The 13,612-nt window shown below is 31.2% G+C and carries 15 protein-coding genes; 11 read left to right on the forward strand and 4 right to left on the reverse strand.

From position 1 onward, the window contains the following. Positions 1-37: 37 nt before the first annotated feature. Together ASC44_RS12075 and ASC44_RS12080 are read left to right on the forward strand one after the other, a co-directional pair. Positions 38-385 (forward strand): hypothetical protein, encoded by a 348-nt coding sequence (locus tag ASC44_RS12075; RefSeq protein ID WP_055447841.1) that lies wholly within the window; start codon positions 38-40, stop codon positions 383-385. Between the two features lie 4 nt (positions 386-389). After that, positions 390-1,814 (forward strand): LytTR family transcriptional regulator, encoded by a 1,425-nt coding sequence (locus tag ASC44_RS12080; RefSeq protein WP_161805021.1) that lies wholly within the window; start codon positions 390-392, stop codon positions 1,812-1,814. Between the two features lies 1 nt (position 1,815). Here ASC44_RS12080 and ASC44_RS12085 read toward each other — a convergent pair whose 3' ends face one another. Continuing rightward, positions 1,816-2,970 carry a 5-(carboxyamino)imidazole ribonucleotide synthase gene (locus ASC44_RS12085; RefSeq protein WP_055447843.1) on the reverse strand — a complete coding sequence of 385 codons (1,155 nt, stop codon included), beginning with the start codon at positions 2,968-2,970 and terminating at the stop codon, positions 1,816-1,818. A 147-nt stretch (positions 2,971-3,117) separates the two neighbouring features. On the opposite strand from ASC44_RS12085, the gene ASC44_RS17725 reads away from it, so the two are divergent. From ASC44_RS17725 to obgE, 3 genes are all read left to right on the forward strand, one after another. Next, a complete protein-coding gene (locus ASC44_RS17725) occupies positions 3,118-4,227 on the forward strand; it encodes an adenylate kinase (RefSeq protein ID WP_083476286.1) in 1,110 nt (369 codons plus the stop codon). A gap of 61 nt (positions 4,228-4,288) precedes the next feature. Continuing rightward, entirely contained in the window at positions 4,289-4,456 is a 168-nt protein-coding gene (locus ASC44_RS18500) for a PLD nuclease N-terminal domain-containing protein (protein WP_420835944.1), read from the forward strand. Positions 4,457-4,493: 37 nt separating this feature from the next. Beyond that, entirely contained in the window at positions 4,494-5,492 is a 999-nt protein-coding gene (gene obgE / locus ASC44_RS12100) for a GTPase ObgE (protein ID WP_055447845.1), read from the forward strand. A 73-nt stretch (positions 5,493-5,565) separates the two neighbouring features. On the opposite strand, the gene ASC44_RS12105 is transcribed toward obgE, so the two are convergent. Continuing rightward, the gene (locus ASC44_RS12105) at positions 5,566-6,015 is read right to left on the reverse strand and encodes a hypothetical protein (protein ID WP_055447846.1); all 450 of its coding nucleotides are present in this window, start codon (positions 6,013-6,015) and stop codon (positions 5,566-5,568) included. 132 nt (positions 6,016-6,147) lie between these two features. Here ASC44_RS12105 and ASC44_RS12110 point away from each other — a divergent pair, with 132 nt between their 5' ends. The 3 genes from ASC44_RS12110 (at position 6,148) to ASC44_RS12120 (ending at position 9,244) form a co-directional block, all read left to right on the forward strand. After that, complete coding sequence (locus tag ASC44_RS12110; protein WP_055447847.1) at positions 6,148-6,657, forward strand: DUF4136 domain-containing protein; 510 nt, start codon at positions 6,148-6,150, stop codon at positions 6,655-6,657. 87 nt (positions 6,658-6,744) lie between these two features. Next, the gene (locus ASC44_RS12115) at positions 6,745-8,028 is read left to right on the forward strand and encodes a hypothetical protein (protein WP_055447848.1); all 1,284 of its coding nucleotides are present in this window, start codon (positions 6,745-6,747) and stop codon (positions 8,026-8,028) included. Positions 8,029-8,113: 85 nt separating this feature from the next. After that, positions 8,114-9,244: a DinB family protein gene (locus ASC44_RS12120; protein WP_055447849.1), complete on the forward strand. Its 1,131-nt coding sequence runs from the start codon at positions 8,114-8,116 to the stop codon at positions 9,242-9,244. Positions 9,245-9,284: 40 nt separating this feature from the next. Here the strand turns inward: ASC44_RS12120 and ASC44_RS12125 are convergent, their stop codons facing one another. Beyond that, on the reverse strand, positions 9,285-9,884 hold the full coding sequence (locus ASC44_RS12125) for a methyltransferase domain-containing protein (RefSeq protein ID WP_055447850.1): 600 nt from the start codon (positions 9,882-9,884) through the stop codon (positions 9,285-9,287). Between the two features lie 71 nt (positions 9,885-9,955). On the opposite strand from ASC44_RS12125, the gene ASC44_RS12130 reads away from it, so the two are divergent. From ASC44_RS12130 to ASC44_RS12140, 3 genes are all read left to right on the forward strand, one after another. Further along, positions 9,956-10,414, forward strand: a complete 459-nt coding sequence (locus tag ASC44_RS12130) for an RNA methyltransferase (protein ID WP_055447851.1) — start codon at positions 9,956-9,958, stop codon at positions 10,412-10,414. A 26-nt stretch (positions 10,415-10,440) separates the two neighbouring features. Then, positions 10,441-11,322 (forward strand): GTPase Era, encoded by an 882-nt coding sequence (gene era / locus ASC44_RS12135; RefSeq protein WP_055447852.1) that lies wholly within the window; start codon positions 10,441-10,443, stop codon positions 11,320-11,322. A gap of 130 nt (positions 11,323-11,452) precedes the next feature. Next, entirely contained in the window at positions 11,453-12,976 is a 1,524-nt protein-coding gene (locus ASC44_RS12140; RefSeq protein WP_055447853.1) for a choice-of-anchor I family protein, read from the forward strand. Between the two features lie 41 nt (positions 12,977-13,017). On the opposite strand, the gene ASC44_RS12145 is transcribed toward ASC44_RS12140, so the two are convergent. Further along, the gene (locus ASC44_RS12145) at positions 13,018-13,518 is read right to left on the reverse strand and encodes a hypothetical protein (protein WP_055447854.1); all 501 of its coding nucleotides are present in this window, start codon (positions 13,516-13,518) and stop codon (positions 13,018-13,020) included. Positions 13,519-13,612 lie beyond the last annotated feature (94 nt).

Consider the following 13,612-nt stretch of genomic DNA (forward strand, 5'->3'; position numbering starts at 1 on the left):
TATTATATTTATAAACTAACTAATTAAAACCAAAAGGATGAAACCATTTAATGCTAAAGTAGAAATTTGTAATGATGAAGCTGAAATAAAAACATTAAAAATTACTTTTTTAAATGTTTCTTCTAAATTGATGGATTTTGAAAATTTTGAGATTAAAAATTTTAATGTCAATTTAGAATTAAAATCTATAGTAATTCATATATCAGACACGGTAGGAATTGCAATAGAAGAAGGTAATGAAGAATGTGAAATTTTTCGCGATTTTGAAAAGTGTACCGTAGAAGAAGGTTATTTTGCTTTCTTTATAAATGATGATAGTAGTTCTAAAGATATTAGGCCAAAACAATCAGGAAACGGTGGAGTAGTTGGAGTAACATCTTGTTAAGTTTTTGAAAAAACTAATATTTATACTACTTACACAATTTGTTTTCGCCCAACAAATGCCAATAGATTCAATCTCATACGAGTATTTCTACGAGAAAGAGTTGCAACAAATTGTAAAATTAAAACAACAGTTTAAAAGCAAACCATTTAATGCCAAAAAGCAGTTTGAAATAGCCGAAACCTACCAACGTATTAACTGCGAAGATTCTGCTTACGCAACTTATTACAAAATATACGAGCACGAAAAAGTTGCTAGAACATTTAAAACTGAAGAGTATAAAGAACTGCTATTCCAATTACATAAAGTAGAAACAAGTAAGCATAATTACGATAAAGAAACACGTCGTTTTTTAAACGAATTAATATTACTTTCTAAAAACGATAGTAACGATAAGTGGAGAGCTAAAACAGATCAAGAATTAGCAATTGATTATTTTGTAGATTCTTCTAATTACAAAGTTGGTTACTCAAAATTGTTGGCAGTACAACATTCTAATTATTACAAAAATAATAAGGAGTTTAAAGCAGCAACATTATCTACGTTAGGTAATTTTAGTATTACATTAAAAAATTATGAGACAGCTTCAAGTTTGTTAAATGAGTGTTATCTAATTGCAACACAAAATGAAGATCATCTACATCAATCGTATGCTAAAATTAACATGGCAGTTAATCAATTGTATCAACAAAATTATTTAGCTGCTATCAATAATTTAAATGAAGTTGAAACGATTCCAAATAAAAAGTATTTAGTTAAAATAAACAGAATTGTACACAGGCTTAAAAAGCGAGTTTATGATAGTATTAATGATGTTGAGAATGTAAAAATTCAAACATTGTATGTTCAAAAATACGATAGTTTAGTAGATGACTTCAGGAAAAACAGTAATTTCTATGAGATAGATGTTGCCTTTCAAACTAAAGAAAAAGACAAAAAAATTAAAGAATTAGATTTGCTTCAAGAGGCTTCAAAAAAGAATAGAATAGTATTTGGTGTTTTGCTGTTTCTGGTTTTCTTATTAGCTTTATATTCATTTGTAAGATGGAAGAAGTCAGATAGAAATAAGAAGCTTTTAGATGCAGAAAATAGAAATTTAGGGATAGAAAATGAAAAAACGAAAACAGAATTAGAAACGGTAAAGTCCTTAGTAACTAACGATTATATTCTACTAAAAAATAAGTCTAAGGTCTATTTAAGTGAGTTGATTTATGTAAAATCCGATGGTCACTATTTGAATTTATTTACAACCGCCAAAAAGGAATTTGTGAGAGGTAAAGTTTCGGAAATTGAAAAACAACTACCACCAAACTTTGTAAAATGCCATAGGTCTTATATTGTCAATCAAAATTTTATAAAACAATTTTCAAGCACAGAAGTTTTTATGGAAAACGGTGAGGCAATCCCATTATCTAGAGGTTTTAAATTCTAAATTACTTTGCAATCACTTTTATAGTATTCTTAACTTCTTCAGCAATTTTACGTGCTGTATTTAAATCTTCATTTACAATAGTAACATGTCCCATTTTACGAAACGGTCGTGTTTGCTTTTTACCATAAATATGCGGCGTTACACCATCCATTTTCATGATTTCTGCAATGTTTTCGTAAATAACATCACCAGTATAACCTTCTGCGCCAACTAGGTTAACCATAATGCCACCAACTTTACTTTCGGTTTTGCCTAACGGTAAATTTAAAATGGCACGAATATGTTGTTCAAATTGAGAAGTATAACTCGCTTCTATAGTTTGGTGTCCAGAATTATGTGGTCTTGGTGCAACTTCGTTTATTAAAATATCGTCGTTTTGAGTTTGAAACATTTCTACAGCCAAAAGACCAACATGATTAAAAGCTGCGGATACTTTTAAAGCAATATCTTGTGCTTTTTTAGCAACGTCCTCAGGAATTCTAGCAGGACAAATTACATACTCTACTTGGTTGGCTTCTGGGTGAAACTCCATTTCCACAACAGGATACGTTTTTACGTCTCCATCTGGGTTACGGGCAACAATAACAGCAAGTTCGTTTTTAAAATCGATAAGTTCTTCAGTAATACATTCACCTTTAGGTAAATCTTTTAAGTCGTACATCGTGCGTATCATTTTCACACCTGTACCATCATAGCCAAACTGTGCGCTTTTCCAAACAAACGGAAATTTTAATCCGCCATTTAAAACAGCATCTTCAATTTCGGAAGCATAAGCAAATCTTGAAAATTCCGAAGTCGGTAAATTCTTATCTAAATAAAATAATTTCTGCTTTGCTTTATTCTGAATGATTCTTAAATTTTTAGAACTAGGATATACTTTTACACCTTCCTTTTCTAATTTTTCAAGTGCATCAACATTAACGTTTTCAATCTCGAAAGTTAATACGTCTACTTGTTTTCCAAAGTTGTAAACGGTATCAAAATCCATTAAATCACCTTGTGTAAATGCATTGCATGCCATTTTAGAAGGCGCTTCATCACTAGGGTCTAAAACGTAAGTTTGGATATCGAATTTTCTAGTGTTGTAAAGCATCATTTTGCCTAGTTGTCCACCACCAAGAATACCTAATTTAAAATTTGAAGAGAAATAGTTCATTACGTTGCCACGAAAGTGGTAATCTTTAAGTTAAAAATATCAAACAAAAGTACAATATAAAACACAAAAACGACCTAAAATGATAAGTCAAAAATCGTATATCGATTAACAAATACGTATCTTTGCCACTTTCATAAAACGAATATAATGATTAAGCTACACGACAAATATTTTAAGCCTTTTATTTCTGCAAAAGAAATTGATGCTGCTGTGTCTAAAATGGCTGCAGATTTGGCTAACGATTTAGGAGATGAAATCCCTGTTTTTATTGGTGTTCTTAATGGTTCGTTTATGGTGGTTAGCGATTTTGTAAAAAAATATCCAAAACCATGCGAAGTTACCTTTATCAAACTAGCATCTTATGAAGGTGTGAAATCTACAGACGATATTCAGCGTTTAATAGGTTTAACTCAAGATTTAACAGGTAGAACAGTTGTTATTATTGAAGATATTATAGATACAGGTAAAACGCTTCACGAAATACATCGTATTTTTAAAAACGAAGGTGTAAAACAATTGCTAATCGCTACTTTGTTTTATAAGCCCGAAGCATATAAAAAAGATTTTAAATTACATTACGTTGGTATAGAGATTCCTAACAAGTTTATTGTAGGTTATGGCTTAGATTACGATGGGTTAGGAAGAGATTTACCAGAAGTATATCAATTAAAAACAACACAACACATGACAAATTTAGTATTATTTGGTCCTCCAGGAGCAGGTAAAGGCACTCAGGCAAATTTTTTAAAGGAGAAGTATAATTTAGTTCACATTTCTACAGGAGATGTGTTTAGATTCAATATTAAAAATAAAACTGCTTTAGGGACTTTAGCTAAATCTTTTATGGATAAAGGCGAATTAGTGCCTGATCAAGTTACTATTGATATGTTAAGTGCTGAGGTTGAAAAGAATGCTGGAGCAAACGGTTTTATTTTTGATGGTTTTCCAAGAACTAATGCACAGGCAGAAGCTTTAGATAAACTAATGGAAAGTAAAGATTCGCAAATTAATGCAATGATTGCTTTAGAGGTTGAGGATGAAGTTTTAGTTGAAAGACTTCTTGAGCGCGGAAAATCTAGTGGAAGAAAAGATGATGCAAACGAAGGTATTATAAGAAACCGTATTAAAGAATATTACACAAAAACAGCAATATTAAAAGATTTTTATTCTGCACAAAATAAATATTATGGTGTAGATGGTTTTGGTGGTGTTGAGGATATTACAGAGCGTTTATGCGCTAGTATAGATAAATTATAAAATGAATTTAGTTTTATTACACAGTCACATTGGAGTGTTTCAACTCTTGTTACTGTTAATAATGTTGTTATCTATTGTTTTATTTGTTTTAGCAATTATTAGTGTTATTTCAAATAATTTTAAGAATAACGATAAATTAATATGGGTATTAGTAATATTACTTGTGCCTTTTTTTGGACCAATTTTATATTTTATTATTGGAAGAAAAACGAGAATAAAAAAAGCGTAGTAGCTTATTAGCAAAAATAGAGTAAAGGATAATAATTATGACAGAAGGAAATTTTGTTGATTACGTAAAAATGCACGTAACCTCTGGTAAAGGAGGACAAGGGTCTACACACTTACATAGAGAGAAATATCTTGCTAAAGGTGGTCCAGATGGTGGAGATGGTGGACGAGGAGGTCACGTAATCTTAAGAGGAAGTACTAATCTTTGGACATTAATACACTTAAAGTTTAAAAGACACGTTCGTGCTGGTCATGGAGGAAGTGGAAGTAGTGGAAGAAGTACAGGTTCAGATGGAGAAGATATGTACGTAGATGTACCTTTAGGAACAGTAGTTAAAGATACTGAAACTGATGAGACGCTTTTTGAAATTACCGAAGAAGGAGAAGAACGTATTGTGGCTTTAGGAGGAAAAGGTGGTCGTGGAAACTGGCATTTTAAAACGCCTACAAACCAAACACCTCGTTATGCACAGCCTGGAATTCCTATGGAAGAAAAGGATATTACTTTAGAACTTAAATTATTAGCAGATGTTGGTTTAGTTGGTTTTCCTAATGCAGGGAAGTCTACGCTTTTATCTGTAATAACTTCTGCAAAACCAAAAATTGCAGATTACGAGTTTACAACCTTAAAACCTAACTTAGGTATTGTAAAACATCGTGAATTTCAGAGTTTTGTAATGGCAGATATTCCTGGTATTATAGAAGGTGCAGCCGAAGGTAAAGGACTTGGTTATTACTTTTTGCGCCATATAGAACGTAACTCTATTTTATTGTTTTTAATTCCAGCAGATGCACCAGATATTAAAAAACAGTACGATATTTTATTAGACGAATTACGTCGTTACAATCCAGAAATGCTAGATAAAGATCGTTTTATTGCTATTTCAAAATGCGATATGTTAGACGATGAACTTCAGGCTGAGTTAAAAGAAGAATTGGATAACGAATTACCGATTCCTTATGTGTTTATCTCAAGTGTAGCGCAACAAGGCTTACAGGAACTTAAAGATGTGCTTTGGGGAGCGTTGAATCCTTAGAATTTTTTAAAATAGAATAATATATAAAAGCTCTTAATTTAATTAAGGGCTTTTTTTATGTATAGTAAAATAATTATTTTTTCATCTTTAATAAGATGCTATGAATTGTTTTAAAGTCTTCTGTGCCTACAAAAAAGGTGCTATTGTTAGACTTTATTTTAATAGCATTACCAGTCTTTACATTGTATAACCAGCCATATGGCGTTAGTCTAATACCAATACCATAAAGCATTGGTACTTTTATATTTTCGATAGAGTCGTAATTAATGTCTTTAATTTTTAACGAACGCTTAAGTAAACCGACTCCAAACTTTGCTTCAATTTTATCATTATCAATAGTAATTGTTAATTTGTAAAAGGTTAAAATTATAAGAAAAAAAAGTAATAAGATAGATGTTAAAAGAACCCAAGAAATTGGGTTGTTTCCAGTTTGTAAAACAAAAAGGGTTCCTGTAGAAATTGCAATTACACTAATAATAGTGGTGATAAATGTCCCGTATTGTGTCTGTTTATAAAGTGTCATAAACGATATGGTTTAACTTCTAAATTCTTAATAGAGAGTGTAAGATACTATTAAAAAGTTAAAATTGTAACGAACAATTGTGTCGATATAATAAACGGTTTAATTTTTGTTACTTTTATAAAAAAAGCAATTATGAAATCTTTAAAATATTTAATTCTAATTATTTGTGTTACTTCTTGTGCACCAATTTACGTAAACTACGATTACGAAAAAGCGACTAATTTTTCAGAGTACAAAACCTATAATTTCTTTAGTAATATAGAGTCTGGTTTAAATGGATTAGACGAGAAACGTTTAATCTCAGCATTAGAAACAAAGCTAAATGCAATGGGTTTAGAGAAAACTGAAAACGCTAGTTTTTTTATAGATATTAAAAGCGAAGAGTTTGAGTCGAGTTCGAGCAATAGCGTCGGTTTAGGCGTTGGTGGTGGTTATAGTGGTGTTTCAGTAGGTATTCCTTTTGGTAAACCTAATATTAATAAACAAATTACTGTTGAGTTTGTAGACGAATCTAAAACAGGATTGTTTTGGCAAGCCACTAGTGAGTCTGGTTTTAAACAAAATCAAAAACCAGAAAAACGAGAAGCACGTTTTAAAGCCATTGTAGAAAAAATGTTGGAAGGTTATCCTCCTGAAAAATAATAAGTAGTTAACTTACTGTTAATTGCTATTGTTTTTAGGTATTGGTTTTTATTTTTAAATCTTGTTAAAAGCAAAAACCAACCAAATATGCAAAACCCAACTACGATTGTTAAATGGTCTGTATTAGAGAAAATAGGCTTTAGATTCAGTTTTGTTTATTGTTCTCTTTTTATCATTTTACAAAATAACGGAGCTTATCCCTTTTGGGAATTCATTATGGTTAAGCCAACAGAGTGGATGCAACAGTTCATCCCTTGGTTTGCAAAAATATTTTTAAATCTCCCAAAACCAATTACGGTATTTACCAATGGAAGTGGAGATACTACTTACGATTATGTTTGTGTTTTAGTATTTTTTATTCTTGCTTTAATAGCTACGGTTATTTGGTCAATTGCAGATAGAAATAAACCAAACTATAAGACATTGTATTACTGGATAACATTAGCAATAAGATTTTATATTGCATTTATGCTTATTAATTATGGGCTTGCAAAAGTTATAAAGTTACAATTTCCTTCTCCATATTTCTATCGATTATTAGAACCTTATGGAGATTCTTCTCCAATGGGATTAGCATGGACTTTTCTAGGTTTTTCTAAAGGTTACAACCTTTTTATGGGAATTGCAGAGTTGCTAGCAATATTGCTTTTGTTTAGACGCACAATGACAGTAGGAGTTATTATTACGCTTATGACGGCTTCTAATGTTATGGCTGTAAATTACTTCTTCGATGTGCCTGTTAAAATTATGTCAACACATTTAGTGCTTTTTACTTTGTTGCTTTTATCTCATGATATTAAAAAACTATTTCAATTCTTTTTTACAGATAATGCTGTTCGATTAACAACTGTTAATCAACCAGTTTATAGTAATAATTGGTTTAAACCTTTAGCATTAACCTTTAAATTGCTCATTATAGGTTTTGTCTTAATTTACGGAGTTATTGGGGGTGTAAAATCACTGTACAGCAATGGCGACATGGCTGCAAAACCTAAAAATTATGGTTTGTATGAAATTACTTATTTTGAAAAAAATAATAAGGCAATTACTGCAGATGAAAATAATACAAAGCGTTGGAAGTATATAATTATTGAATGGGAAGGTTTAATACAGATTCAAACTATGGATCATTCTAAATTATATTACAAAACAGAAATAGATTCTTTAACCAATAGTCTAAAATTAAAAAGTTACAATGATGCATCAGATACTTTTAATTTAAAACTAATAAATACAGGCCCAACCTTTAGAGTTGATGCTGTTTTTAAAGGAGATACAATAAAAGCTTTTGGTAACACTAAGCAAAAAGAAGATTTCTTATTAATGAATAGAGGTTTTAATTGGATAAACGAGTATCCTTTTAATCGATAGCATAAGTTAAAAAAAAAAAGAAACCGTAACAATATATTACAGATATAGACGTATAGTTTAAATAGTAACATAATTTAACCAACCAATGAAAAAAGTAACAATCCTTTTTGCAACATTACTATTTAGTATTATGGTAACTGCTCAATCGTCAGTAACAGTATCAAGAGAATGGACTTCTTTTAGTCAATTCCTAGATATTCAATCAAAAACAAAAAAGAAATTCAAAGTTACAGCCTCTGTAAAAGTAGAAACAGAAGACGAACAAGCTTGGGCTGGCGTTTGGGCAAGAGTAGATAATAGCGAAGGCGGGATGGGTTTTTTCGATAATATGGGAGATCGTCCAATTACATCAAATGAATGGCAGTCGTATACAGTTGAAGGTACAATAGATAAAAGCTCAAAAAGATTAAATTTTGGAGGATTATGTTTAATGAATGGAAAGTTTTATTTCGATGATTATAAACTATTTATAGAAAATGATAAAGGTATTTTAGAAGAAGTATCTGTCGATAATGCAAGTTTTGAAACTGTTGTAGATAATAATGTCATTCCAAAATGGAGTCAAGGAGTTTCAAAAGGAAAAATAGTTAAAGTGGAAGAGTATAACGTTACTTCAACTATAGACACAGCCGAAGGTAATTCCGCTTTACTAATAGAAGGAAGCGGTATTGTGCCAGAAATAGTCTCTATAGGAAATATCGAAGGTGCTTCTCCTCAAATTGGAAATATGATTTCTATGTTAGAAGATTTAAAAAACCGTGTTGAAAGTAGGGTGAAAAATATGTCTATTTATGAACTAGATCATTTACACGACGAGAATGCGAATAGAATTGGTGCATTAATTATGCATTTGGCTGCTGCCGAAGCGTATTACCAAGTTGCAACTTTCGAAGGAAGAAACTTTAATGATGAAGAAAATGAAAAATGGGGAGCAGCAATGTCTTTAGATCAGGCTGGTAGAGACCAATTTAAAGGTCACGATGCAAAATATTATTTAGATATTTATAATGAAGTTAGAGCAAAAACCATTGAAGAATTAAAAAAGCGAGATGATAAATGGTTTGAAGAACAACAGCCAAGTTTTGGTTGGACAAACGAGTACTGCTGGTTTCATGTTATGGAACATCAATCTAGTCATTTAGGTCAGATATTGTTTTTAGCAAAACGAATTCCGCCAGAAACTAAGATTGAGCTTCCAGAAAATATAAAAAATTAATAAAAAGGTCCGACTTGGAAGCCTTTTTATTATAAGTTATTTACTGCTTTACAAAAATGCCAAAAAACTCCTTTCTATTAGAAATAGAATTATAACATGTTTCAAAGGTTTTTATCTTAAAATAAGGTTCTAAGTAAGATAAGTATAGTGCTTTGTCTCCTCCAAAAGGACGCTTTACTAGATCGTCTGTAAGCGGAATGTCAAACCATAAACCAACAAGTTTTCCATTTGTGTTTAATAATTTAGATATCTGTTTAGCGTAGGCTTTTCGGGTTGCTTCTAAAGAAGGGAAGGAACAGAAAAAGGTTTGCTCGATAATTAAATCGTAAGTTTTATTATGAGAAAAAAAATCACCTTGTATTAAATGCGAATCAGGAAAATCTGGATTTCTTTTTTTAAAAGCAACGAGAGGAATTTCAGAAATATCTAAAATAAATACATTTTTAAAGCCATTATTAAAAAGATATTCAGCTTCATAAGCATTGCCAGCTCCAGGAATTAAAATTGATAATTCCTTATTTTCTAATTGATCGAAATAAATTTTTAAAGGTGTAGAAGGATAGCCAATATCCCAACCGATTCTGTCTTCTTTGTAACGTTGCGTCCAGTAGTTTTTTGTTTCCAGGTCTTCGTTTTTCATCTTCAATTTTATTAAAATTAAATAATAAAGTCTTTTAAGACTAATTTATTTAACTTTTATATTTTTGCAATATGGTAGATAACTTTGAAAACGAATATTTTGGAATAGGAATTCAAAATGGTAAAACACCAGAAAACTTAGGTGTCCTCTGGCGAACGGCTCAAAATTTAGGAGCGAGTTATATTTTTACTATTGGAAATCGTTATGCTAAACAAGCTTGCGACACGCATAATGCAGTAAAATCTATGCCGTACTTTCATTATAATACTTTCGAAGAGTTTTATAACAATATCCCTAAAGGCGCAAGATTGGTTGGAGTTGAGTTAGATGATACTGCGGTAGATTTAGAAACTTTTCATCATCCAAGACGTTGTGTGTACTTGTTAGGAGCAGAAGATCACGGGTTGTCTAAACAAGCCATAGAGAAGAGTCATTTTTTAGTAAAATTTAAAAGCGAATTAAGCTTAAATGTATCGGTTGCCGGAAGTATTGTGCTTTACGATAGAGGAATAAATAAACCAAGGTCGTAACTTTGCAGTCTATTAAATAGAATATAATGAGTCATAAAGCAGGTTTTGTAAATATTATTGGTAACCCTAATGTTGGTAAATCGACATTAATGAATGCCTTTGTAGGTGAAAAATTATCGATTATCACATCTAAAGCACAAACTACAAGACATCGTATTTTAGGTATTGTAAATGGTGAAGATTTTCAAGTTGTATTAAGTGATACTCCTGGGATTATAAAGCCAGCATACGAGTTACAGGCTTCTATGATGGATTTTGTGAAGTCGGCTTTCGATGATGCAGATTTGCTTATCTATATGGTAGAAATTGGTGAGAAAGAATTAAAAGACGAAGCGTTTTTTAAAAAAATTACTAATGCTAAAATACCTGTTCTATTATTATTAAATAAGATTGATCAATCTGATCAGGCACAATTAGAAGAGCAAGTACAGTTATGGGCAGAAAAAGTGCCAAATGCTGAAATTATTGCTATTTCGGCTTTAGAAGGATTTAATGTGAAAGAAGTATTCGATAGAATTATTGAGTTACTTCCAGAATCTCCACCTTATTATCCTAAAGATCAATTAACAGATAAGCCAGAACGTTTTTTTATAAACGAAACCATTCGTGAGAAGATTTTAATACACTATAAAAAAGAAATCCCTTACGCAGTAGAAATAGATACCGAAGAATTTTTTGAAGAAGAAAAAATCATTAAAATTCGTTCTGTAATTATGGTTGAACGCGAAACTCAAAAAGGTATTATTATTGGGCATAAAGGTTCTGCTTTAAAAAGAGTTGGAGTAGAAGCTAGAAAAGATTTGGAGAAGTTTTTTGGAAAACAAATTCACTTAGAGCTTTATGTTAAAGTAAATAAGAACTGGAGAAGTAACCAAAGGCAATTAAAGCGTTTTGGGTATAACCAGTAATTAAAGTTTAAATAACCTTTGCTTAATTTTAAGCCTAGGTTTTTATAAAATACTAATCATTTCTTTATTTTGGCTTGACGTTTAGTTTACGTTGGAGTTTCATTTTTGTTGCTAATTAACAAACCAAATAATGAAACTTTTAAAACAAACTACTATTGCGTGTCTAGCGCTATTTGCATTTGCTTGTCAAGACGATGATGGCAATGTTGTAAGCCAAAACAATAACTTAAATACTGAAGTTAATTTTCAGTACAAAACAACAATCAACGTTGGAGGTGAAGCTTCGGCAGAGATATCTGCATTCGATGCTTTAACAAAAAAGTTATTTGTTACCAATAGTGAGTCTAATGAGATTTCTATTTATAATATTTCAGATTTAGACGCGCCTATACAAGAAACTTCAATAAATTTAAGTGCTTATGGAGCTCCTAATAGTGTTGCGGTTTCTAATGGAAAGCTTGCCATTGCTGTAGAAGCTGATGTTAAACAAAATCCAGGTAAAATTTTAGTTTATAATACTTCAGATGCATCTTTAATTAATCAATATACTGTTGGTGCGCTTCCAGATATGGTTACGTTTTCAAACAATGGAAATAGTATTGTTTCAGCAAATGAGGGAGAACCTAACGATGATTATACGGTTGATCCTATGGGAACAATTAGTATTATCGACCTAAATGACGATTCTGTAACAACATTAGATTTTTCTGCATTTAATACAGAAGAAGCTTCTTTAGAGGCTCAAGGCTTTAGAGTTTTTGGCCCAAATGCTAATTTAGCAACAGATGTTGAGCCAGAGTATATTGCTATTTCAGACGATTCTCAAAACGCTTGGGTGTCTTTACAAGAAAACAATGGGATTGCAAAAGTTAATTTAACAACTAAAACGATAGAGGCTATTTATCCATTAGGCTTTAAAGATTATAGTTTAGCGCAAAACGCTTTAGACGCAAGTGATAAAGATTTTGTAACCGAGCTTAAAAACTGGCCTGTAAAAGGAATGTACCAGCCAGATGCTATTGTTTATGTAAATATAGGAGGAATAGAGTATGTGATTTCTGCAAACGAAGGAGATTCTAGAGATTATGATGGTTTTAGTGAAGAAGAAAGGCTTAAAGATTTAACTTTAGATGAAACAATTTTCCCTACGGCTTTAGAGTATTTAAATGATGAAAACTTAGGGAGATTAAAAACAACTACTGCTTTAGGCGATACAGATAACGATGGCGATTTAGACGAAATTTACAGTTATGGAGCGCGTTCTTTTAGTATTTGGAATACCAACGGAACATTGGCTTACGATAGTGGTAATAGCATTGCAACAGAAACATTAGTATTAACTCCAAATAAATTTAATGATGAAGATGGTAGAAGCGATGATAAAGGAGCAGAGCCAGAAAGTGTAGATGTTTTAAATATAGGTAACCAACGTTATATACTTTTTGTAGGTTTAGAACGTACAGATCAAGTTATGGTTTATGATATAACAAACCCAACTGCTCCAACTTTTTTAACAATTTTGTCGCATAGTGGAGACGAAGCGCCAGAAGGCTTGCTAGTTGTTCCTGCAGAGGAGAGTCCTAATGGAAAAGATTTATTAATTGTGTCTAATGAAGATAGTGGTACAGTTACATTCTACGAAAATCAGCAGTAGTAATATTTAATATATAGATTTTACAAAGGCCTTAGTTTTTACTAAGGCTTTTTTAATACGCCATTCATAAAATTATTTAATAAATGCATTTCGGCATTGCCTTTAGATTTTCCTAACCGACCACTAAAATAAAGTGCAAACCAAATAATAACCATAAAAAAAGCTAAAGTTAGTTGAATAGAATAGCTATTTTGTAGAGACCAGTTTGCATATGCCCAAGTACCGAAGCCAATAAATAAACAGATAACGATAAAGTGAAGAAACATAAAAAGCGTCCATATTGTTGGGTTCGGGCCAAATAAACCATGAATAGTACTGGTCTTTTTATCTTCATTTTTATTTATCTCCAAATGTAGTTGAGGTGACCAAAAGTGTTGTTGTTCTTTAGGAATTCTAATAAATACATGATCATCGACCCTAGAAACTATAAAATCTTTTTGTGTTGTTTTAGAGTACTCAAAAAGATTTAAAAGCGCCTCGTTATCCTCATTAACCTCATGTTTAAAACGCGGTCTTAAAATTATTTCGTTAGATAATGACATTTTTAATGTTTTTAAAAATTCAATTTACATTTTTTTCTATTACTAAACACTACCTTTGCAGGCGCTTACAGGATATGTAATGCAGACTAAAACG

It is taken from the genome of Lacinutrix mariniflava (genome assembly GCF_001418015.1).
Classification (GTDB): Bacteria; Bacteroidota; Bacteroidia; order Flavobacteriales; family Flavobacteriaceae; genus Lacinutrix; species Lacinutrix mariniflava.